General features: G+C 69.8%; 20 protein-coding genes and 1 tRNA gene. 14 read left to right on the top strand and 7 right to left on the bottom strand.

Features of this window, described 5'->3' with window-relative positions; all coding sequences use genetic code 11:
- Positions 1-83: 83 nt before the first annotated feature.
- From ASD84_RS24500 to ASD84_RS24490, 3 genes are read left to right on the top strand one after another with little or no spacing between them, the layout of a single operon-like run.
- Positions 84-686: a hypothetical protein gene (locus tag ASD84_RS24500; protein WP_156392216.1), complete on the top strand. Its 603-nt coding sequence runs from the start codon at positions 84-86 to the stop codon at positions 684-686.
- 51 nt (positions 687-737) lie between these two features.
- Complete coding sequence (recO, locus tag ASD84_RS24495; protein WP_056717008.1) at positions 738-1,490, top strand: DNA repair protein RecO; 753 nt, start codon at positions 738-740, stop codon at positions 1,488-1,490.
- Between the two features lie 13 nt (positions 1,491-1,503).
- Positions 1,504-2,334, top strand: coding sequence for an isoprenyl transferase (locus ASD84_RS24490; RefSeq protein WP_056717005.1), 831 nt, complete (start codon positions 1,504-1,506; stop codon positions 2,332-2,334).
- A 74-nt stretch (positions 2,335-2,408) separates the two neighbouring features.
- On the opposite strand, the gene ASD84_RS24485 is transcribed toward ASD84_RS24490, so the two are convergent.
- Genes ASD84_RS24485 through ASD84_RS24465 form a run of 5 tightly spaced genes read right to left on the bottom strand, consistent with a single transcriptional unit; the run spans position 2,409 to position 8,249 of the window.
- Complete coding sequence (locus ASD84_RS24485) at positions 2,409-3,413, bottom strand: metal ABC transporter permease (RefSeq protein ID WP_056717003.1); 1,005 nt, start codon at positions 3,411-3,413, stop codon at positions 2,409-2,411.
- Positions 3,410-4,243, bottom strand: a complete 834-nt coding sequence (locus tag ASD84_RS24480) for a metal ABC transporter ATP-binding protein (RefSeq protein ID WP_056717002.1) — start codon at positions 4,241-4,243, stop codon at positions 3,410-3,412. Before ASD84_RS24480 ends, ASD84_RS24485 begins: the two co-directional genes overlap by 4 nt.
- Positions 4,240-5,181 carry a metal ABC transporter substrate-binding protein gene (locus ASD84_RS24475; RefSeq protein WP_156392214.1) on the bottom strand — a complete coding sequence of 314 codons (942 nt, stop codon included), beginning with the start codon at positions 5,179-5,181 and terminating at the stop codon, positions 4,240-4,242. The genes ASD84_RS24480 and ASD84_RS24475 overlap by 4 nt, the downstream gene beginning before the upstream one ends.
- 54 nt (positions 5,182-5,235) lie before the next feature.
- Positions 5,236-5,799, bottom strand: coding sequence for a TetR/AcrR family transcriptional regulator (locus ASD84_RS24470; RefSeq protein ID WP_200954673.1), 564 nt, complete (start codon positions 5,797-5,799; stop codon positions 5,236-5,238).
- Entirely contained in the window at positions 5,796-8,249 is a 2,454-nt protein-coding gene (locus ASD84_RS24465) for a molybdopterin-dependent oxidoreductase (RefSeq protein WP_056716999.1), read from the bottom strand. The genes ASD84_RS24470 and ASD84_RS24465 overlap by 4 nt, the downstream gene beginning before the upstream one ends.
- Before the next feature lie 90 nt (positions 8,250-8,339).
- On the opposite strand from ASD84_RS24465, the gene ASD84_RS24460 reads away from it, so the two are divergent.
- The 7 genes from ASD84_RS24460 to ASD84_RS24430 all read left to right on the top strand — a co-directional run bounded on the left by ASD84_RS24460 (position 8,340) and on the right by ASD84_RS24430 (position 14,913).
- Positions 8,340-8,660 (top strand): antibiotic biosynthesis monooxygenase family protein, encoded by a 321-nt coding sequence (locus ASD84_RS24460; protein WP_056716997.1) that lies wholly within the window; start codon positions 8,340-8,342, stop codon positions 8,658-8,660.
- Positions 8,661-8,745: 85 nt separating this feature from the next.
- Positions 8,746-10,143 (top strand): glycine--tRNA ligase, encoded by a 1,398-nt coding sequence (locus tag ASD84_RS24455; RefSeq protein WP_056716996.1) that lies wholly within the window; start codon positions 8,746-8,748, stop codon positions 10,141-10,143.
- Complete coding sequence (locus ASD84_RS24450; protein ID WP_056716994.1) at positions 10,137-10,820, top strand: hypothetical protein; 684 nt, start codon at positions 10,137-10,139, stop codon at positions 10,818-10,820. The genes ASD84_RS24455 and ASD84_RS24450 overlap by 7 nt, the downstream gene beginning before the upstream one ends.
- The gene (gene dusB, locus ASD84_RS24445) at positions 10,817-11,965 is read left to right on the top strand and encodes a tRNA dihydrouridine synthase DusB (protein WP_056716991.1); all 1,149 of its coding nucleotides are present in this window, start codon (positions 10,817-10,819) and stop codon (positions 11,963-11,965) included. The genes ASD84_RS24450 and dusB overlap by 4 nt, the downstream gene beginning before the upstream one ends.
- Positions 11,966-12,094: 129 nt before the next feature.
- Positions 12,095-12,946, top strand: a complete 852-nt coding sequence (locus ASD84_RS24440; RefSeq protein ID WP_156392212.1) for a hypothetical protein — start codon at positions 12,095-12,097, stop codon at positions 12,944-12,946.
- Positions 12,947-12,997: 51 nt separating this feature from the next.
- Positions 12,998-13,624, top strand: coding sequence for a class I SAM-dependent methyltransferase (locus ASD84_RS24435; protein WP_056716987.1), 627 nt, complete (start codon positions 12,998-13,000; stop codon positions 13,622-13,624).
- A 47-nt stretch (positions 13,625-13,671) separates the two neighbouring features.
- Positions 13,672-14,913 carry a deoxyguanosinetriphosphate triphosphohydrolase gene (locus ASD84_RS24430; protein WP_056716985.1) on the top strand — a complete coding sequence of 414 codons (1,242 nt, stop codon included), beginning with the start codon at positions 13,672-13,674 and terminating at the stop codon, positions 14,911-14,913.
- Between the two features lie 102 nt (positions 14,914-15,015).
- Here the strand turns inward: ASD84_RS24430 and ASD84_RS24425 are convergent, their stop codons facing one another.
- Positions 15,016-15,942, bottom strand: coding sequence for a choice-of-anchor P family protein (locus ASD84_RS24425; protein ID WP_156392210.1), 927 nt, complete (start codon positions 15,940-15,942; stop codon positions 15,016-15,018).
- A gap of 55 nt (positions 15,943-15,997) precedes the next feature.
- Positions 15,998-16,810: a L,D-transpeptidase gene (locus ASD84_RS24420; RefSeq protein ID WP_056716981.1), complete on the bottom strand. Its 813-nt coding sequence runs from the start codon at positions 16,808-16,810 to the stop codon at positions 15,998-16,000.
- Between the two features lie 179 nt (positions 16,811-16,989).
- On the opposite strand from ASD84_RS24420, the gene dnaG reads away from it, so the two are divergent.
- The 4 genes from dnaG to ASD84_RS24400 all read left to right on the top strand — a co-directional run bounded on the left by dnaG (position 16,990) and on the right by ASD84_RS24400 (position 21,482).
- Positions 16,990-18,885: a DNA primase gene (gene dnaG / locus ASD84_RS24415; RefSeq protein WP_056716980.1), complete on the top strand. Its 1,896-nt coding sequence runs from the start codon at positions 16,990-16,992 to the stop codon at positions 18,883-18,885.
- Positions 18,882-19,394, top strand: a complete 513-nt coding sequence (locus ASD84_RS24410; RefSeq protein ID WP_200954672.1) for a hypothetical protein — start codon at positions 18,882-18,884, stop codon at positions 19,392-19,394. The genes dnaG and ASD84_RS24410 overlap by 4 nt, the downstream gene beginning before the upstream one ends.
- 84 nt (positions 19,395-19,478) lie before the next feature.
- A tRNA-Asn gene (locus ASD84_RS24405) sits at positions 19,479-19,554 on the top strand.
- A gap of 173 nt (positions 19,555-19,727) precedes the next feature.
- Complete coding sequence (locus tag ASD84_RS24400) at positions 19,728-21,482, top strand: sulfatase (RefSeq protein ID WP_056716975.1); 1,755 nt, start codon at positions 19,728-19,730, stop codon at positions 21,480-21,482.
- The last annotated feature ends 8 nt before the right edge of the window (positions 21,483-21,490 follow it).

Below are 21,490 nucleotides of genomic sequence, written 5' to 3'. Positions count from 1 at the left end.
GGATCACGAGTCCGGGCCGGGACTTTGGTCCCGGGTTCGCTGATTCGCCGACCCGGCGGCCCGTTCGCTGAAAGGGTGGGCCCATGAACACCCCTCTCTCTCGTCGCTTTGGCATGCCCGGACTCCGTCGGATGGCCGTGGTCGTCGCCGCTGCAGGCGCCCTCACCCTCGGATCGGCGGGCGGTGCCCACGCCGGCACCTGGAGCCACACCGACCCCGCCGGCGACGTCCACCAGTTCACGGAGGATGCCGCCACCCCGGTCCCCGACCGGGTGATCGGCGACGTGGTCCGCACCAACGTCACGCACTCCCGCACCCACCTCGTCTTCCGGATCACGCTCAAGCAGGCGCTGCCGGCCACCGACTGGGCGGTCTTCGCCGACATCCGCACGCGCGTGGCCCGGTTCGACCTCACGATGCTGCGCATCGGTGACATCCGTGGGCTCGTCCTCCTCAACGCGAAGGGGAACAAGGTCCGCTGCTCCGGCCTCTCCCGCACGCTCGACGGCCGCGTCGTCCGTCTCGTGGTGCCGCGTGCCTGCATCGGCCGGCCGAGCCTGGTCCGGGTCGGGGTCGGCGTCACGTCGAGCAACCCTGACGGTGAGTTCGGCGAGTTCGGCGACGACGCGTTGCGGGGCACCGTGCGGGAGAACCTCGCGCTGTCCCCGCGCATCTACCGAGGCTGATCTCCGGAGTGGTGCCCGGCTCCTGTCGGAGGCGGGCGCCACAATGGGGGAGTGCCGCTCTACCGTGACGAAGCGATCGTCCTGCGCACCCACAAGCTGGGTGAAGCGGACCGCATCATCACGCTGCTGACCCGCGAGAACGGCCGGATCCGGGCGGTGGCCAAGGGCGTGCGTCGTACGACGTCCCGGTGGGGCTCGCGACTCGAGCCCTTCACACACGTGGACCTCCAGCTGGCCGAGGGGCGCAACCTCGACACGATCACGCAGGCCGAGACCCGCGGCGCCTATGGCGCACAGGTCGGGCGCGACTACGACCGCTACACCGCCGGCACCGTCATGCTCGAGACCGCCGAACGTCTGGTGGTCGAGGAGCGGGAGCCGGCGCGCCAGCAGTTCGGCCTCCTGCTCGGTGGCCTCAACGCGATGGCAGCGGGGGAGCGCGGCGCCCACCACGTGCTCGACTCGTACCTGCTGCGCGCCCTCGCCATCGCGGGCTACGCCCCGGCGTTCGTGGAGTGCGCCCACTGCGGCCGTCCGCCGGTGATGGCGACCGGCGAGCTCAGCCACCACCGCTGGTTCAACCCGTCGATGGGCGGGGTGCTGTGCTCGACCTGCCGGATCCCCGGCTCGGCCACCCCTGCCCCCGAGACCCTCACCCTCCTCGGCGCCTTGCTCGCCGGCCACTGGCCGACCATCGAGGCCGCCGACCCCCGTCACGTCCGCGAGGCCAGCGGCCTGGTCGCGGTGTTCGTGCAGTGGCAGCTCGAGCGGGGCCTGCGTTCGCTGGCCTACGTCGAGCGCTGACAGACTGCCTCCTGTGACTCGCTCCACCCGACGCTCCCGTGCCGCCGCGGCGACCGCCGCCCGTCGCACCGAGGTCCGGCCGCCGACGCCGCACCCCTCCGGCGCAGCTCCGCCCGCGATCCAGCCTGAGCTGGTGCCGCACCACGTCGCGATCGTGATGGACGGCAACGGCCGTTGGGCCAAGGAGCGTGGCCTGCCGCGCACGAAGGGCCACGAGGAGGGCGAGTCCAGCCTGTTCGACGTCGTCGAGGGTGCGATCGAGATCGGCGTGAAGGCGATCTCGGCGTACGCGTTCTCGACGGAGAACTGGTCGCGCAGCCCCGACGAGGTGAAGTTCCTGATGGGATTCAACCGCGACGTGATCCGCCGACGTCGCGATGAGATGCACGAGCTCGGCGTCCGGGTCCGCTGGGCCGGTCGGGCACCGAAGCTGTGGAAGTCGGTCATCACGGAGCTCCAGGTCGCCGAGGAGATGACGAAGGACAACGACGTCCTCACCCTCACCATGTGCGTCAACTACGGCGGCCGCTCCGAGCTCGGTGACGCGGCCCGCGGGCTCGCTCGCGACGTCGCCGCGGGGAAGGTCAACCCGGAGAAGGTCGACGAGCGGACGCTCGCGCGCTACCTGTACGTTCCCGAGCTCCCCGATGCCGACCTGATCTGGCGCACGTCCGGGGAGCAGCGGCTCTCGAACTTCATGCTCTATCAGGCGGCTTATTCGGAGTTCGTGTTCACCGACGTGCTCTGGCCCGACGTCGACCGCCGCCACCTCTGGCAGGCCATCGACACCTACGCCCGCCGTGACCGGCGGTACGGCGGCGCGGAGCCCAACCCAACTGGTTGAGCTGGGTCGGCGCACCGACCAGAATTGCTGTCCCGAGGGCCTTGCAACGACAATTCTGGTTGGTACGACGCGCGTCAGTGCTCGTCGTAGTGCGCACCGTGCTCGGCGTGCCGGTGCCCGTCGTGGACGTAGTCGACGTGGTCGTCGTGCGGCACGGCCAGGTGTCCGCAGTCGGGGCCGTGGGCGTGCGGGTGCTCGTCACAGGCCTCGTGCAGCGGCACCGTGCCGTCCGGGAACGGCTCGCGGAGCCGCGCTCGTCGTCGGCTCCAGATCCCGATCGGCCACGCCACGACGTAGCAGGCGAGGGCGAGCAGGACGATGGTCGGACCCGGCGCGACGGTGGCCTGGTACGACGCGAAGGTGGCCACCACGAGCCCGCCGACCGACGCGAAGACACCGAGCACCATGGCGGCGCCGATCGTCGTACGGAACGAGCGGGTCAGTTGTTGGGCGGTCGCCACGGGGACCACCATCAGCGCGGAGACGAGCAGGAGCCCCACCGTGCGCATCGCGACGGTGACACTGACGGCGGCGAGCATGGCGACGAGCACGTTGTAGAACCGCACCTGCAGGCCGGCGACCCGGGCGAACTCCTGGTCCTGGGCCACGGCGAACAGCTGCGGCGCCAGTCCCACGCTCAGCCCCACGACGGCGATGGCCAGCACCATGGTGACGATGACGTCGTCGGCGGAGATGGTCGTCAGCGAACCGAAGAGGTACCGGTTCAGGGACGAGGCGCTCTGGCCGTCGATGCCACTGACGAGGATGCCGCCGGCGAGACCGCCGTAGAACAGCAGCGCCAGGGCGACGTCACCGTTGGTCTGTCCGCGCTCACGGATCACTTCGATGAGCACGGCGCCCAGGATCGCCACCACGACGGCGGCCCAGGTGGGGGAGGTGTTGGTCACCAGCCCGATGGCGACACCGGTGACCGCGACGTGGCCGATCCCGTCGCCCATCAGGGCGAGCCGGCGCTGGACCAGGAACGTGCCGATGGCCGGCGCGGCCAGGCCGGTCAGCAGCGCGGCGATCAGGGCGCGCTGCATGAAGGGGAGTGCGAACAGCTCGGCGGGACTCATCGACCTTCACCTCGGGGTCGGTCGACGGGGGAGCCGACGTGGGGTACGTGGTCGGTCTGCTTGGGCGCGGAGTCGTGAGGATGGTGGTGGTGCGTGTGCGGTTCGGCGAACCACGGCTGGTGCACCTCGTGATCGGCCAGGGCAGCGCCGTCGTACACGATCCGTCCGTCGCGGAGCACGACGGCGCGGTCGACGAGTGGCGCGAGCGGCCCGAGCTCGTGGGCGACCAGCACGATCGTGGCGCCGCGGGACTTGAGCTGGGCGAGGGTCTCGGCGAGCACCTGCTGGTTCGGCAGGTCCACGCCGGCTGTCGGCTCGTCGAGGAAGAAGAGCTCGGGTTCACCGGCGAGGGCGCGGGCGATGAGGACCCGCTGCTGCTGCCCGCCGGACAGGTTGCTGACCGCTTCGCGACGCCGGTCGGCGAGCCCGACGATCTCGAGGGCGTCGTGGATCGCGGCCCGGTCGGCACGTGAGAGCGGACGCAGCAGGCGGCGGCGGGTCAGCCGCCCGGCGGCCACGACCTCCCAGACCGAGGCAGGGACGCCGGCGGCCGCGGTGGCGCGCTGGGGGACGTAGCCGATCCGGCACCAGTCGTCGAAGTCGTCCAGGGGTGTGCCGAACATCCGCACCTCGCCGGCGGCCAACGGCCGGAGACCGACGAGGGCGCGCACGAGGGTGGACTTGCCGGAGCCGTTGGCCCCCATGAGGGCGACGAATTCGCCGGGCGCGACGCCCAGGTCGATCCGACGCAGCACCGGGCGCCCGCCCAGGGCGACGCTGCCGTTGCTGATGGCGACAGCGGGCGTGCGGGTGGTGTCGTCGGTCGTCATCGACAACCGTTGGCGGAGACGAGGGTCTCCAGGTTGGCGTTCATCAGGGAAAGGTAGTCCGAGCCCTTGGGTGCGTCCTTGATCAGGCCCTCGATCGGGTCGAGCACGCCGTTGCTGAGGCCGAGGTCGGTCGCAAGGTCTTCGCCGAGCGCGGGCTCGAGGGGCTCGCTGAACACCGTGGTGATGCCTTCCGTCCGGATCAGTTCCTGCAGCTCGCCGAGGACTGCGGCGGTGGGCTCGGCCTCGGGGGACAGCCCCACGATCGAGGCGATGTGGAGGCCGTACTTCTCCAGGTAGCCGAACGCGTCGTGGGACACCACGATCGTGTCACGCTCGCAGTCGGCGAGGCCAGCGCTGAAGGCCTTGTCGGTGGCTTCGAGGTCCTTGCGGAGGGCGGCGGCGTTGGTGCGGTACGTCTCGGCGTTGTCGCCGTCGACATCTGCCAGCTTCTCGGCCATCGCGTCGCCGAGGTCGGCCATGCGCAGCGGGTCCTGCCAGAAGTGCGGGTCGGCATCCCCGTGGTCGTGCTCACCGCCTTCCTCCTCGGCGTGCTCCTCGTGCTCGGCCGCCGACTCGTCGACGGGCAGCAGGTCGACCACGTCCGTCGCGTCGAGGGTGGCCCCGTCGGCGTTCTGCTCGACGGTGTCGTCGACGGCGGGCTGGAAACCGGACTCGAAGACGACCAGGTCGGCATCGACCACGACGGCCGTCTGGCTGACGTCGAGCTCGAGGTCGTGTGGCTCGGTGCCCGGGTGGGTGAGCAGGTCGACCTTCGTGTCGGTGCCCTCGGAGACCCGCTCGGCGACGTAGGCGAGCGGATAGAACGCCGCGGCCACCTTGGTGGTGCCGTCGTCGTCCGCGCTGTCGCTGAAGGCCGAGCAGCCGGAGGCCAGCAGGGCGAGGGCGGAGAGCGTGACGAGACCGGAAGAGAAGCGCATGAGAATCATTCTCAACACTGCGCTGCTTCCGGTCAAGTCGGCGACGTCGGTTCCTCAGGGAAGGAGGCGGACCAGCTCCCTGCCCACGGCCCTCAACGGTGCGTCGGTACGACGGGCGCGACTCACGAGCAGTGCCCCCTCGATGGCGCTCACGATGAGCGCGGCCCGGTCGGCCGCCTCCCCGGAGGCAAGGCCGCGTCCGGCCAGGGCCTCGGCCAGCAACTGCTCCCACGTCGCGAAGGCGCCGCTGGCGGCGTCCCGTGCCGCGGCCGTGTCGTCTCCCGAGAGCGCGGCAGCGGCGATGGGGCAACCGGCGGCGAAGTCGCTGTCGAGCAGCACGCCCGACCAGTGGTCGATCATCGTCTCGACAGCGCCGACCGGCTCTGCGCTGTCGACGACCCCTGCGACCAGTCGGCCCATGAGGTCCCCGGCGCGTCGGGTCGCGTCGTGGGCCAGCTCGGCCTTGCCGCCGGGGAAGTGGTGGTAGATCGACCCCCGTGGCGCACCGCTGTGGGCCACCACGTCGCGCAGCGAGGTGGCCGCGACGCCGCGCTCGCGGAACAGGGCGATCGCGCTGTCCAGCATGGCGTCGCGTGGTGAGCGGGTCCGGGTGGTCACACGCGCTCCAGGCGGGCGGGGACGTACTTGTGCCACGGAGTGCCCGCGAGCCAGTCCCGGTGGTGCAGCGACGTCAGCTCGTTGGGTGCGACGCCCGGGCTGCCGTCAGCGTGCTCGATCCCCATGCCGTTGGGGAGGGAGACGTGTCCGGGCTGCATCTGCTCGGTCACCTCCACCTGGGCGACGGCCTCGCCCTTCTCGGTCACCACGCGGAGGCTGTCGCCGGTCGTGACGCTCAGCGCCCAGGCGTCCTCGGGGTGGATGCGGAGCGCGCCGTCGGCATCGCGCCGTCGCCACGACGGGTCGCGGATGATCGTGTTCGCCGTGAACGCGCGCCGCTCTCCGGCGGACAGGACGAAGGGGAACTCCTCGGTCGTCCACGAGCTCGGCTCGGTGGACAGTGACACCAGGTGCTCGAGCAGCTCGGGCACGTCGAGGGTGAAACGGCGATCGGGGCGGCGGGTGTAGTCCCACGCGTGCTCGTAGTCGTCGACTGTGAAGACCACGCCCTCACCGGTGAGGATCCGGTCGAAGAGCTGGTTGCCGGCGTCGAAGCCTGCGCCGTCGAAGCCGGCCCGGGCCACGGAGTCGGGGTTGCCCATGGCGCACAGCTGGCTGACCCCCCACAGCGACGCGGTCCCGCGCGCGCCTTCGGGCAGCGTGGTGCCGAGCGTCTCGTACAGCACGTGGCCGGCGAGGCCCATCAGCCTCGGGTCCGCTGCCACGGCCGCGAAGAAGGCGATCGCGAACTGGGTGCGTCCACGACGGGCCGCGCGACGCAGCGGGGCGAGCACCGACTCGCCGACCGGCGCGAGGGCGCGGATCAGGCGCGCATAGATCTCCGGCTCGGGCAACGTTCCTTCGAGCGGCTCCATGGCCGGCTTGCGCAGCTGGAAGACGTTGCGCGGGAAGTCGACGTTGAAGAAGGTGCACTCCCACTTCTCGAACTGGGTCGACGCAGGCAGGACGTAGTCGGCCAGTCGCGCCGTCTCTGTCATCGCGATGTCGATCACGACGCTCAGGTCGACGGCGCGCATCGCCTGGCGGAACGACTCGGAGTCGGCGAGGGAGTGCGCCGGGTTGGTGCTGTCGAGCCAGAGCGCGCGGAAGCGGTCCGGGTGGTCGGCGAGGCACTCCTCGGCGATCGAGTTGCACGGGACCAGGCCGGCGATGATCCGCGCTCCGGTGACCGGTGTACGACGGTCGGCGGCCGGGCGACGCGCGGCACCGGTGGGGCTGGTCGGCCCGTTGGCGACCTTCGCGACGAGACCGCTCATCGCTGCGGCCACCGGTTCGGCGATCACGCCCGGCAGGAAGGCGGGCAACCGGATCGCGGCGGCGCCGACCGCGGTGGTGGCCGCCGCCTGGGTGGTCCGTACGGCCCGCTGCAGGGGCGAGCGTCTGCGACCGGAGCCGGACCCGCCCGGCGGCGCGCTGCCGGCGATCGGCGCGAACGTCGAGTGCAGGAACATGGCGCCTGGCTTGGCGAAGTTGCCGGTCAGGATCCAGAGCATCTTGTTGAGGTAGGAGTTCAGGGTGCTGTGCGGTGCCTGCTGGATGCCGAGGTCCTCATAGGTGCAGACACTCGCGGCGGCCCCGATCCGGCGCGCGGTCTGCCGGATCAGCTCCTCCGGCACGCCGCAGCGTGCGGCGTAGTCGGCGACGTCGACGGCCGCGTAGGCGGCGAGGACCGGGTCTGCGCCGGTCGTGTGCTGGTCGATGAAGTCGTGGTCGACCAGGTCCTCCTGGACCAGGACCCCGCCGAGCGCGGCCAGGCACCAGGCATCGGTGCCCGGGCGGACCTGCAGGTGGATGTCGGCCATGGCCGCGGTCTCGCTGCGTCGCGGGTCGATGACCACCATGCAGCGATCGGGGTCGGCCGCCATCTCCTTGAGCACCGGGCGGGTGCGCGGGAAGGAGTGCGACTGCCAGGGGTTCTTGCCGATGAACACGACCACCTCGGCATGCTCGAAGTCTCCCTTGGTGTGACCGCCGTACAGCCGACCGTCGACGTACATCTCGCCCGTCTTCTCCTGGGCGAGCGCGTTGGAGCGGTACTTCACACCGAGGGCGGCCTGGAGGGACTGGCTGTACGTCGCGCCGAGGTGGTTGCCCTGGCCGCCACCGCCGTAGAAGAAGATCTTGTCGCCGCCGTGCTCGTCGCGGATCCCGGCGAGGCGCGCTGCGATCTCGGCGATGGCCGTGTCCCAGTCGATCTCCTCGTAGCTGCCGTCGGGCCGCCGGCGCAGGGGAGAGGTGAGCCGCTCGGTGCCGTTCTGGTAGCGGTCCAGGCGCAGCGGCTTCTCGCAGGTGTAGCCCTCGGAGCCGGGGTGCGACTTGTCGCCGCGGATCTTCACCAGGTGGCGGTCCTCGACCTGCAACTCGATCCCGCAGTTGCACTCGCACAGGATGCAGGCGGACTTCAGCCAGGTGGTGGTCTCGGCGGTCACGGGGGCTCCCTCGAATCGACTATGACAGGTGTCATAGTCGTCGTCGATGGCCGCCGGGTCAAGCGCGGCGGGACTGCGTAGAGTTCGCACGTGCTCGTCGTGAATCGTTTCCGGGTCCCCGCTTCCGAGGATCCCGACCTGCTGCGGGCGGACCTCGAGCGTGTCCACGGGCTCCTGCTCGACAAGCCCGGGTACGTCGCCGGGTGGATCGGCCGCAACGTCGACGAGCCCGACCTGTGGGTGCTGACCACCCGCTGGGTCAACGTCGGGGCGTATCGGCGGGCCCTGTCGTCGTACGACCTGAAGCTGCACGGGGTGCCCGTACTGATGCGGGCGATCGACGAACCGGGCGCCTACGAGGTCGTCGAGCCGAATACCGTGCTCAACGTGGCCGAGGCTCGCGTAACCTAGGGGACTGCTCCCGCGAGTCGTTCAACAACACTGACAAGCACCGCCCGGCAGCCAGCCGGGCTCGTTCCCATAAAGGAATCCCCCTGTGGCCAAGCCGCCCCCGTCCACCGTCGACCAGGTTGTCTCCCTCGCGAAGCGCCGAGGCTTCGTCTACCCCTGCGGAGAGATCTACGGCGGCACCCGTTCCGCCTGGGACTACGGCCCGCTCGGTGTGGAGCTCAAGGACAACATCAAGCGCCAGTGGTGGAAGTCCATGGTGCAGATGCGCGAGGACGTCGTCGGTCTCGACTCCAGCGTGATCCTGCCGCGCCAGACCTGGGAGGCCTCGGGCCACGTCGCGACCTTCTCCGACCCGCTCACCGAGTGCCAGTCGTGTCACAAGCGGTTCCGGGCCGACCACCTGCAGGAGCAGTACGCCGAGAAGAAGGGGATCGAGGACCCCGACACGGTCGACATCGCCACGCTTGCCTGCCCCAACTGCGGCACCCGCGGCGCCTGGACCGAGCCCCGCCAGTTCTCGGGCCTGCTCAAGACCTACCTCGGCGTCATCGAGGACGAGTCCGGCCTGCACTACCTGCGTCCCGAGACGGCGCAGGGCATCTTCCTCAACTTCGCCAACGTGGTGACGAGCCAGCGGATGAAGCCCCCGTTCGGCATCGCCCAGATCGGCAAGAGCTTCCGCAACGAGATCACGCCCGGCAACTTCATCTTCCGGACCCGCGAGTTCGAGCAGATGGAGATGGAGTTCTTCGTCAAGCCGGGTGAGGACGAGGAGTGGCACCAGTACTGGATCGACGCGCGCACCGCCTGGTACGTCGACCTCGGCATCGACCCCGAGAACCTGCGCCACTACGAGCACGCGCAGGAGAAGCTGTCGCACTACTCCAAGCGCACCGTCGACATCGAGTACCGCTTCCGGTTCGCCGGCTCGGAGTGGGGCGAGCTCGAGGGCATCGCCAACCGCACCGACTTCGACCTCAGGACGCACAGCGAGGCCTCGGGCACCGACCTGTCCTACTTCGACCAGGCCAACAACGAGCGCTACACGCCGTACGTCATCGAGCCGGCAGCTGGACTGTCGCGCAGCCTGATGACCTTCCTGGTCGACGCCTACACCGAGGACGAGGCGCCCAACACCAAGGGCGGTGTCGACAAGCGCACCGTGCTGCGGCTCGACCCGCGTCTCGCGCCGATCAAGGTCGCGGTGCTGCCGCTGTCCCGCAACGCCGACCTGTCGCCCAAGGCCAAGGACCTGGCCGCCGAGCTGCGGCGCAACTGGACCGTGGACTTCGACGACTCGGGCGCCATCGGACGCCGCTACCGCCGCCAGGACGAGATCGGCACGCCGTACTGCGTCACCGTCGACTTCGACACCCTCGAGGACCACGCGGTGACGGTTCGCGAACGCGACACGATGTCCCAGGAGCGGGTGTCCCTCGACAAGCTGACCGGCTACTTCGCTGAGCGGTTCCTCGGATGCTGATGCGAGTCGCGGCCGGCGTGCTGGCCCTCGGCCTGCTCGCTGGCTGCGGCTCGAAGGACGACGACAAGGCTGAGGAGAAGGAGTCGGCGAAGCCGAGTCCCTCCGCCACGACCGAGGCCCCGGCCTCGTACTACGACGTGCCGTTCGGAGTCACGCTCACCGAGCCCGGCACGCAGCTCGCCCTCGGCGCGGAGGGCGTGATCGCGTTCGAGCGGCGCCAGAAGGAGATCGGCGTCCTGTCCGTGAAGGTCGAGCGGATCGAGCGCACCTCGTTCCAGGAGTCCTTTGCCGGCTGGAACGTCGACGACGTGACGGCAGCGCGGACGCCGTACTTCGTCCGGCTGACGGTCACCAACCTCGGTGACACCGACCTGGGTGGTCTCAAGCTCGACAACGTGATCTGGGCCAACGACGGCACCACCCTCGAAGCGCCGAACCAATACACCAAGGCCCAGCTCCCGGCCTGTGCGGGCGACCCGCTCCCTGCGTCCTTCCTGAAGGCCGCAACGGCGCAGATCTGTCAGGTCTACTTCATCGCACCCGCCCGCACGCTGGAGACGATCAGCTTCATCCCGCCGGCGGGGCTCGACCCGGTCACGTGGGCGGGCGAGATCAGCAAGGTCGAGAAGCCGGTCAAGAAGAAGCCCAAGAAGAAGCCGAGCCAGGAAGCCACGTGAGCGTCGCGACGACCGGACTGCGCCTCGGGTCCCTCGAGGTGCCGACCCCGGTGGTGCTGGCGCCCATGGCCGGCATCACCAACGCTGCCTACCGCCGCCTCTGTGCCGAGTACGGCGCCGGCCTCTACGTCTGCGAGATGATCACCAGTCGCGGCCTGGTCGAGGGTGACGAGACCACGAAGCGGATGCTGGTCTTCGACGAGGCCGAGACGGTGCGCTCCGTCCAGCTCTACGGCACCGATCCGACGTACGTCGGCAAGGCCACCCGGATCCTCTGCGAGGAGTACGGCGTCGCGCACGTCGACCTCAACTTCGGCTGCCCCGTCCCGAAGGTCACCCGCAAGGGTGGCGGGGGCGCGTTGCCGTGGAAGCGCAACCTGCTCGGGCGGATCCTCGAGGAAGCGGTGGCCGCCGCGACGCCGTACGACGTCCCGGTGACCATGAAGACCCGGAAGGGTCTCGACGACGACCACCTCACCTACCTCGACGCGGGCCGGATCGCCCAGGAGTCCGGCATCGCGGCGATCGCGCTGCACGGGCGGACCGTCGCGCAGGCCTACTCCGGCCAGGCCGACTGGGAGGCGATCGCGAACCTGGTCGACCACGTCGACATCCCGGTGCTGGGCAACGGCGACATCTGGGAGGCCGCGGACGCGCTCCGGATGGTCGAGCAAACAGGGGCCTCCGGTGTCGTCGTCGGGCGCGGCTGCCTCGGGAGGCCGTGGCTCTTCCGCGACCTCGCCGCAGCCTTCGGCGGCGAGGCCGTGACCACGCTGCCGACCCTCGGCGACGTACGCACCATGATGCGCCGCCACGCCGAGCTGCTGTGCGAGCACATGGGGGAGGAGCGTGGCTGCAAGGAGTTCCGCAAGCACATCGCGTGGTACCTCAAGGGCTTCCGCGCAGGCGGCGAGCTGCGCCGGTCGCTCGGTCTCGTCGACTCGCTGGCCACCCTCGACCGGCTCCTCGACGAGCTCGATCCCAGCGAGCCGTTCCCGGTCGGAGAGCTCGGCGCACCGCGGGGACGACAGGGCGCGCCGCGCAGTCGCGTGGTCCTTCCGGAGGGTTGGCTGGACGACACCGATGGCCTCTGCGAGGGCGGTTCAGGGCTGCTGGAGGAGGTCAACGAGACCACCGGGGGGTGACCCGGAACACCCCAAATGTGTGATCCAGGGATTATTGAAGCGGCAATTACCTGTGCTTCACTCGATTGATACGCCTGACCCGGCAACGAGTCAGGCGTCGTCATGTCAGCAACAGCAAAGGATCAGCGCGTGGCAAACAGCCACAAGCGGGAAACCGCGCGACGTAAGCCCCGAGCCGCAGCACTTGCCGGCTCGCTGGCCGTTCTGGCGACTGGAGCAGTCGTCACCGCCGGAGTGCTCAGCAGCTCCCCGACGCCCGACTCCAACGATGTCATCGCCGTGGACCGCACCCTCGCCGCCAACGCGGTGAGCGGAGCCGTCCGCGAGCTCCCCGTCCTCTCCCGTGACAGCGCGCGTGGGGACGCAGCCTCGAGCAAGCTTGCTCGGCTGCTCGACGCCGACGCCGTCGCGAAGGCCATCAAGAACGCCGACACCCGCCGCTGGACGACTGCCGCCCTCAACCTGTGGGCGCGGCCGGACAAGAAGGCCAAGAACGTCGGCGAGCTCGACGAGGGCGAGAAGGTCCTCCTCACCGGACGCAAGTACGACGGTCGCTCGGAGATCGTCGTCGAGGGCAAGTCTCGCTGGGTGACCTCCGGCTACTTCAGCAAGGAGAAGCCCCCGACCCTGGGTGGTGACTGCACCAACGGCACCTCCGTGCCCGCCGGCGTGAGTGCCAACATCAAGAAGGTCCACGAGGCCGTTTGCGCGAACTTCCCCGAGATCGGTGCCTACGGCACCTTCCGGGGCGACGGTGAGCACTCGCAGGGCATTGCCGTCGACATCATGGTGTCGGGCGCGCGTGGTCAGGAGGTCGCCGACTTCGTGCGCGCGAACTACGCGGCCCTGGGCGTCAACTACGTCATCTACTCGCAGCGGATCTGGTCCGTCGACCGGGCCGGCGAGGGCTGGCGCGGGATGTCGGACCGTGGTTCCACCACGGCGAACCACTACGACCACGTCCACGTGACCGTCTACTGATCGCAGCGCCGGAGGCTTTCCGGGCGGGCCTCGATGGGCCTACCTTGAGCCATGAGCCTCTGGGGCCGGATCTTCGCGGCCGGGTACGACCGCATCATGGCAGGGCCCGAGAAGGCCGTTCTGCGACAGCTCCGCAAGGAGCTCCTGGAGCCGCTCGCCGGCCGGGTGCTGGAGGTCGGGGGCGGGACCGGTGCCAACCTCCGGTTCTACGGCCCGGGGGTCACCGAGCTGGTCGTCACTGAGCCCGAGGAGCCGATGGCTCGGCGTCTCGAGCGCCACGTCGCGGACCAGCAGGTGTCGGCGACCGTGGTGCGGGCGCCCGCCGAGAAGCTGCCGTTCGATGCGGGCACGTTCGACGCCGTCGTGTCGACGCTGGTGCTGTGCACGGTGGACGACCCGACCAGGGCGCTGGCGGAGGCCCACCGGGTCCTGAAGCCCGGCGGTCGACTGGTCTTCCTCGAGCACGTGCGCTCCGAGGACCCCGGGCTCGCTCGCTGGCAGGACCGCCTGGAGGGACTGCAGGTGAGGATCGGCCACGGATGTCATCCCAACCGGCCGACCCTGGCGAGCATCGAGGCTGCGGGGTTCACCGTGGCGAGCGTGCAGCACGACCAGCTGCTCAAGGCGCCTCCCATCGTGCGGCCGCTGATCGTCGGCGTCGCCGAACGCAGCGCCTGAGGTCGGCTGTGGGAGGTCCTCGTCGTCTCCGCCGATAGGGTCGCGTCGTGGACCAGGTGGAGCAGCGGTACGACGATCAGGCGCGTGAGCGCATCGTGCCCGAACCGCCGAAGCGGGTCGAGGCGCCGGTACGGCTGGCGTTCGAGCGCGACCGTGCGCGGGTCGTGCACGCGGCGTCGTTCCGGCGGCTCGCGGCGAAGACCCAGGTTGTCGGGCCGCAGAGCGACGACTTCGTCCGCAACCGCCTGACCCACAGCCTGGAGGTGGCGCAGATCGCGCGCGACCTCTCGCGGGCCCTCGGCACGCACCCCGACATCACCGAGACCGCTGCCCTGGCGCACGACCTCGGGCACCCGCCGTTCGGGCACAACGGTGAGCGAGCGCTTGCTGCCCTGGCGGTGGACTGCGGCGGCTTCGAGGGCAATGCCCAGACGCTGCGACTCTTGACCCGGCTCGAGGCGAAGACCTCCGACGCGGCGGGGGAGTCGGCCGGGCTGAACCTCACGCGCGCGACCCTGGATGCCTGCACCAAGTACCCCTGGGGCGTCGCTGACGCTCCCGAGAGCGCCGCCGGCAAGTTCGGTGTGTACGACGACGACCGACCCGCGTTCGACTGGGCCCGCGCCGGGGCGCCGACCGGCCGGCGTTGCGTCGAGGCACAGGTGATGGACCTGGCCGATGACGTCGCCTACTCGGTCCACGACGTCGAGGACGGCACCGTGGCGGGCAAGCTCGACCTGACCCGCATCGACACCTCGGCGGTCTGGTCGACCGTCCGCTCGTGGTACCTCCCCGACGCGACCGATGACCGCCTCGATCACGTGCTCGAGGGCCTCAGGTCCGTCGGCAGCTGGCCGCAGGCGTCGTACGACGGGCGCCGGGGGAGCCTGGCTGCGCTGAAGAACCTCACCAGCGACCTGATCGGGCGGTTCTGCGGCGCCGTGCAACAGGCCACCTTCGCGACGTCCGACGGGCCGTTCGTCCGGTACGCCGCCGATCTGGTCGTCCCGGAGGACACCTGGCTCGAGATCACCGTGCTCAAGGGCATCGCCGCGCACTACGTCATGCAGGACGCGACCCGGATGGCCCTGCAGGTCCGGCAGCGCGAGCTGTTGACCGAGCTCGTCGTGAGCCTGCTCGACCGTGACGGCGACGACCTGGACGAGACCTTCGCCGGGGACTGGGCCGCCGCGGCCGACGACGCGGCCCGGACCCGGGTCGTGATCGACCAGGTGGCCTCGCTCACCGACGCCAGCGCGGTCGCCTGGCACCGTCGCCTGGTCAAGTGAAAAACGACCGACCGGCCGCAGCTGGTGGGCTGCGGCCGGTCGGATTGCCGACAAATGAGGATGTGCCGAGAAGGGTGACCCGTCAGGGTCGGTTGGCCAGGATCAGCCGGTGACCGGGACGTGCGACTCGATCGGGGTCGGGGTCGGAGCGTCGCTCGGGTCCGTCTCCTCGTCGCTGGTGACCTCGCCACAGGTGGCGGAGGCCACCGTCAGCTCGATCTGACCCAGGATGCTGACGTGCAGGGCGTCGACGGTGAAGGTGCCGTCGGCGTTGGCGGTCTGGCGGTTGGCGGTGATGGTGACCAGGCCGGCGATGTCGAGCGTGGCGTTCGGCTCGCTGACGTCGATGTCGACCGGGAGGCCGAGGGCAGCCAGGTCGGTGATGACGGTGGTGCCGGTGTCGCCGTTGCACTCGGCGATGACGGCGTCGGCGCCGACGAGCTGGGTGTCACCGGACAGGACGTCGCACAGGCCGTCGAGCTGGAGGTCGGTGAGGCTGGACAGGTTGAGCGCGCCGAGCAGGCCCAGGTCGAGCGGCGTGCCGTCGGTCGCGTCGGCGATCTGGTCGAGCAGGCCACCGAGCTGCGGGAGCAGGGTGCCGAGCAGGGCGTCGTTGATCGCGCCGGTGACCGGGTCGAGCCCGGCGGACAGCTGGTCGCAGACGGTGCCGAGCTGGTCGGTGATCTCCGAGGGCAGCTGGGCCAGCAGGCCGTCACCGACGCCGAGGTCGGTCACGCTGGAGCTGGCCTTGCCGTTCTCCGCGCTGACGTTGACCACGCCACCACTGGCCACCGGGTTGGCCGGCAGACCGATGAGCGAATCCGTGACGACCTTTCCGTCGGTCGACTCGACCGCCGGGATCTGGTCGAGGACCGCGTTGTCGGCGATGGTCAGCTCGAGGCCGAACGCCGACGACGGCTCGCCGGCAGCAACGGCGACGCCGCCGCCACCCAGCAGGGCGAGCGAGGCGCCTCCGCCGACCAGCACGAGGGCACTGGCAACCGAGGCCAGGGTCCGTGTGTTCTTCATGGGGATTCCCTTCATCTTCATCATTTGTAGGCAGTTCATGTTGTAGCGGTTCGGGTCACGCCTTGTCGACGATCACCGGGGTTCCGATGGGGACTGTCCGGAGCAGGGCGAGTGCCGCGTCGGGCACCCGGACGCATCCGTGGCTGATGGCTTTGCCGAAGACGGACGGATCCGTCCATCCGTGCAGGGCCACCGTGCCGGGGCCTCCGCCGTAGGAGTCGAGGGTCGCGCTGTGGCTGCCGAGCGGCAGGATGACCGGAGAGAACGGCTGCTTCTCGTCGACGATCTGGCCGAGCACGAAGGTGCGGCCCGTGGGGGTCGGCGTCGCGTCGGCGCCGATCGCGACCGACCACGAGTTGACCAGCTCGTTGTCCTCGAAGAACTCGAGGGTTCGCGTGCGCAGGTGCACCTGGATCAGGAAGCGGCTGTGTGCCTCGGCCAGCTCCGACGAGCGGAGCCAACCGGTCGAGTTGTTCGGCTTCGACGGCAACATCACCTGCACCCAGTCCCGGTTGCGGGTGATGACCGGGAGCCAGGTGTCGCCGAACTGGCGCGGACCGATCTTCGCGAACGGCTTGCCGTCCGGGGCGTCGTACAACGCCACCACCCGCTTGGGATGGACGACCGTTCCCTTGGGGATGCCCTTCGGGCGTGGATCCTTCGGGGCGGCCTTGATCGTGGTCTTCGTGGAGCTCGCGGGGAGCTTCTTCAGGTCGAGCTGCGCAGCGGCCGTGGTCGTGCTGGGCTTCTTCTGCTGCGGGGACTCCTCGTCGCCGCGTCCGAACACGAGGTAGCCGGAGATCACGAGGATGACGACGATCAACGGCACAGGCCAGGACGCGCCAGAGCGCGCAGGCAGCTGCCCCATCGTCGGTCCCTCCCCGATTGTTCATCCCAAACCCCTACTCGCGGTTCCCTTCCCCCAGGGACAACGAGCAGAGTGCAACCTAAGTCACGCCTGCGACAATAGTCGAGCTGTCACCCGTCCGTGGGGGATCCCTGTGGATGGACGTCACGGGCCAGACCACCCGTCAGTAGGATCGCCCCATGGCCGGACGGATTCGTGACGAGGACATCGCCGCGGTCCGTGAAAGGGCGCGGATCGACGAGGTGGTGTCCTCCTACGTCACGCTCCGCAACGCCGGTGGCGGATCGCAGAAGGGGCTGTGTCCGTTCCACGACGAGAAGTCCCCGTCGTTCCACGTCACGCCCAGCCGCAACTTCTTCCACTGCTTCGGCTGCCAGGAAGGCGGCGACGTCTTCACGTTCCTGATGAAGATCGACGGCCTGAGCTTCAGCGAGGCCGTCGAGCGGATGGCCGACAAGTACGGCGTGCAGCTCCGCCGCGACGACTCGGGCACCGATGACCGGCCCAAGGGTCCGCAGCGTCGCCGTCTGATCGAGGCCCATGCGGCGGCTGCGGAGTTCTACGCCGAGCAGCTCGCGACCCCGGAGGCCGTCGCCGCGCGTCAGTTCCTCGACCAGCGCGGTTTCGACCAGGCCTCTGCCCTCACTTTCGGCGTCGGTTTCGCCCCTCGCGACGGCGAAGCACTCTGGCGTCACCTGAGCGGACGCAAGTTCACCTCGGAGGAGGTGATCGCCGCGGGACTGATCGCCATGGGCCGCTCGCTCTACGACCGGTTCCGTGGCCGGCTGCTGTGGCCGATCCGGGACGCAACGGGCGACACCATCGGTTTCGGTGCGCGCCGCATCTTCGATGACGACCGGATCGAGGCGAAGTACCTCAACACCCCCGAGACGGCGATCTACAAGAAGAGCCACGTCCTGTACGGCATCGACCTCGCCCGCCGGGAGATCGCCCGCACCTCCCAGGCCGTGATCGTCGAGGGCTACACCGACGTGATGGCCTGCCACCTGGCCGGCGTCGGCACTGCGGTCGCCACCTGCGGTACGGCGTTCGGCGATGACCACACCCGGGTCCTGCGCCGGTTCCTCGACGACCACGAGCAGTTCCGCAGCGAGGTCGTCTTCACCTTCGACGGCGACGAGGCGGGCCAGAACGCTGCCCTGAAGACGTTTGCCGGTGACCAGAAGTTCGTGTCCCAGACCTACGTCGCGGTGGCGCCTGAGGGCATGGACCCGTGTGAGCTCCGGATCAAGCAGGGCGACGCCGCTGTCCGTGAGCTGATCGCGACGCGCCGGCCGTTGTACCGGTTCGTCCTCGAGAACGTCGTCGGTCGTTACGACCTCGATCGTGCGGACGGCCGGATCGACGCCGTCCGGGCCGCGGCCAAGCTGGTCGCCTCGATCCGCGACCAGTCCAAGGTCACGGCGTTCGCGCAGGAGGTGTCGCGGATGATCGGGTCCGAGGTCGACACGAACCGCGTGCTGTCCGAGGTGCGCCGTGCGGCCGCGCGTGGCCCCGAGCCGACCGCGCCGCGGGAGCGGAGTGGCGCCCAGCCGGCTCCCGAGCCGCCGCCGCCGCGTGCCACCTACCCCGACCTGCGTGAGCCTCGCTTCAGCATCGAGCGGGAGACCCTCAAGCTGGTGCTGCAGCATCCGATCGCCATCGGTCGTACCACGGCCGACATCGGCGCCAACGACTTCAGTCACCCGATCTACCGCGCGGTGTGGGAGCTCATCGCGGCCGCTGGCGGTGCTGTCGCCGGCCAGAGCGATCCGGCGTGGGTGTCGCGCATCCGTGAGGCATCGACGGACCCGGCGGTGTCGTCCGCGGTCAGTGCCCTGGCGGTCGAGCCCATTCCCGCCACCCGGGAGGTCGATGCGGGTTACGTCGCGCACCACCTGCACCGGCTGCAGGAGCTGACCGCCCTGCGCCGTATCGACGAGGTGAAGTCCCGCCTGCAGCGCACCAACCCGGTCGAGCACGCGGCTGACTACAACAAGATGTTCGGCGAGCTGGCGGCCCTCGAGCAGCATCGCCGGATGCTCCGCGAGAAGATCGTGAGCGCCAGCGCGTGAGGTTCCCGTCCCTTCCCCCGTTGCCGTCGCGCCGCGCTCCGGTCGAGGTGCGCGCGGGGGAGCGGGTGCTGGCCTGGGCGCCCGTGCCCCATCCGCGGCCCGGTGGGCCCACGGGGGTCGCCGGCACCCGCGACGCGCTGTACCTTCCCGGGCGCCTGCCCTGGGAACAGGTTGCCAGCGCTGACTGGGACCAGGAGGAGTCGACCCTGCGCGTGGTGGAGGTGGGGCAGTTCGGTGAGCCGAGCCCGGTCCACGTGGTGCGCCTCGACGACGCGGGCCGGCTCTTGCAGCTCGTCCGGGAGCGGGTCACGGCGAGCATCGCGGTCCAGCGCCACGTCCCCGTGCAGGGCCGCAAGTCGGTCCGGGTCCTCGCGCGCCGGGCTCCGGGTGCGCCGGGGGAGCTGGCCTGGTTCGTCGAGTACGACGAAGGGCTGGACCCGTCCGACCCGCGAGTCGACGCCGTCGTACAGGACGCACTGGCTGCTGCACGCAGCGACGTGGGCGGCTGACGGGGTCTCGATTTCTGGCGCAGGGCCGGGCTTGCTAGTGTTTCCCCGCTGCACAGCGCCTTCCAGGTGTGAGCAGTTTTGTGATCCCCCGTAGCTCAACTGGCAGAGCATGCGACTGTTAATCGCAGGGTTATTGGTTCGAGTCCAATCGGGGGAGCCAAGGAAACCCGTCGACACGTGATGTCGGCGGGTTTCGTCGTCTTGCAGGACCCGCCGGCGACCCGCCGGCGACACACCGTCGGGGCCCAGCCCGACCCTATCTACAAAGATGATAAAGTTAGTGCAGATTCAGTCGAGGTGCGTCTCGGTGGCGCGGAACGAGGGAGTGCGCGCGTGCAGACGTTGATCGTGAAGGCTTGGCCCAAGGTGATCGGCATCGGTCTTCTTGTCGCTCTGGTGGGCAGCCTCCTGGTCGTCGCGCTGACGTACGCCCCGGGGAATGGCGCCGGCAAGCGCCCGGTCACCGAGCCTGTCGTCGAGGGCCCTGTGGCGACGGTCGCTGCTGCCGACGGATCGGTCCAGCACGAGAACCTTCCGAAACAGCCCAATGTCGTCCTGGTCATGGCCGACGACATGCGGGTCGACGACCTCGCGTTCGCGCCGAACCTGCGCAAGCTGATCGCCGACCACGGCGTCACCTTCGAGAACTCGTTCGCGCCCTTCCCCCTGTGCTGCCCGAGTCGCGCGTCCTTCCTGACGGGGCAGTACGCGCACAACCACAAGGTCTACTGGCACGACCCGCCGTACGGCTACGGCGCCTTCGACGACTCCCGCACCATCGCCACCTCGCTGAAGGCGGCCGGCTATCGCACCGGCTACCTCGGCAAGTACCTCAACCGCTACGGCCTCGCTCGCTCGAAGGTCACGGGCGAGCCGTCCCTCACCTACGTCCCCAACGGCTGGGACGACTGGCGTGCTGCGGTCGAGCCGCCCGGTGAGTCGTACGTCCACGGCCAGACCTACGACTACATGGACACTCCGTTCAACGTCAACGGAGTGATCGACAACAACTACCGGGGCGTCTACCAGAGCGATGTCATCGGCGACATGTCCGTCGACATGGCCGGGAAGTTCGCGAAGAAGAAGGACCCGTTCTTCCTCTACGTCAACTACGTCGCACCGCACCACGGTGGACCGAACGCGGCCGACGAGCCGAGGGACGTGCTCGACGAGAACGGTCGCGAGGTCAACGTCGTGACTCCCGGGGTGCCGGACTGGGTGCGGGGCAAGTTCGACGACCGGATCGACCGCGCGTCGGGGATCGCGGCCACCGGTGAGCAGATCGAGACGGACTTCAGCGACAAGCCGCCGGCTCTCCGCAAGCGGATCCAGCCCCTCGGCGACGAAGCGAAGGACGCGCTGCGCTACGCCACGCGGCGCCGGGCCGAGGCCGTGTACGTCATGGATCGCAACATCGCCCGGCTGGTGGCTGAGCTGCAGCGATCCGGTGAGTGGGAGGACACCGTGTTCGCGTTCACCTCCGACAACGGCATGATCCTCGGCGAGCACGGCCTGGGCATGACCAAGGTCCGTGCCCACGAGCCTTCCCTGCGGGTGCCGATGCTGGTCACCGGCCCCGGGCTCCGCACCAAGGAGAAGCGGTACGACCCGATCTCGACTGTCGACCTGACGGCGACGATCCTCGACTTCGCCGACGCGAAGCCCTCGCACAAGCCCGACGGAGTGAGCCGCGCGGACTCACTGGTCGGCGGCGACCAGGGGTGGACGACGCCCGTCGTCACCGAAGCCGTCTTCACGTCGCGGGGCAACGACCCGGCGTTCACCGACATGCGCAGCACCATCGGGATCCGGGTGAGCCGGTACTCCTACACGCGTTACAACGACGGAGCCACCGAGCTCTACGACCTCGTCGAGGACCCGCGTGAGGACCAGAACGTCGCCGACGACCCCCGGTACGCCGACGCACTGGCCGCGCTGGACGAGCTGTGGCCCGCCATCAAGGACTGCCGGGGGAGGGCCTGCTCGCCCGACCTGGCTCCCGTGCTCTCGGCCGATCCGAAGCTGAACGCGTCGAACACCGAGACGTACTGGGCCGAGATCCTCGCTGCGTACGGCTGGGAGAAGTAGCGGGGGCG

Source organism: Nocardioides sp. Root682 (assembly GCF_001427795.1).
Taxonomy (GTDB): Bacteria; Actinomycetota; Actinomycetes; order Propionibacteriales; family Nocardioidaceae; genus Nocardioides.
The sequence above is the reverse complement of the archived record's forward strand: the minus strand, read 5'-3'. Positions and strand labels throughout refer to the sequence as shown.

Excerpts from the sequence above, each read along its gene's own strand:
- ASD84_RS24500 (WP_156392216.1), top strand. The coding sequence starts at position 84 with ATGAACACCCCTCTCTCTCGTCGCTTTGGCATGCCCGGACTCCGTCGG.
- ASD84_RS24450 (WP_056716994.1), top strand. The coding sequence starts at position 10,137 with ATGCTGATGCGAGTCGCGGCCGGCGTGCTGGCCCTCGGCCTGCTCGCT.
- ASD84_RS24475 (WP_156392214.1), bottom strand. The coding sequence starts at position 5,181 with ATGCGCTTCTCTTCCGGTCTCGTCACGCTCTCCGCCCTCGCCCTGCTG.
- ASD84_RS24420 (WP_056716981.1), bottom strand. The coding sequence starts at position 16,810 with ATGGGGCAGCTGCCTGCGCGCTCTGGCGCGTCCTGGCCTGTGCCGTTG.
- ASD84_RS24425 (WP_156392210.1), bottom strand. The coding sequence starts at position 15,942 with ATGAAGAACACACGGACCCTGGCCTCGGTTGCCAGTGCCCTCGTGCTG.
- ASD84_RS24485 (WP_056717003.1), bottom strand. The coding sequence starts at position 3,413 with ATGAGTCCCGCCGAGCTGTTCGCACTCCCCTTCATGCAGCGCGCCCTG.
- ASD84_RS24480 (WP_056717002.1), bottom strand. The coding sequence starts at position 4,243 with ATGACGACCGACGACACCACCCGCACGCCCGCTGTCGCCATCAGCAAC.
- dnaG (WP_056716980.1), top strand. The coding sequence starts at position 16,990 with ATGGCCGGACGGATTCGTGACGAGGACATCGCCGCGGTCCGTGAAAGG.
- ASD84_RS24435 (WP_056716987.1), top strand. The coding sequence starts at position 12,998 with ATGAGCCTCTGGGGCCGGATCTTCGCGGCCGGGTACGACCGCATCATG.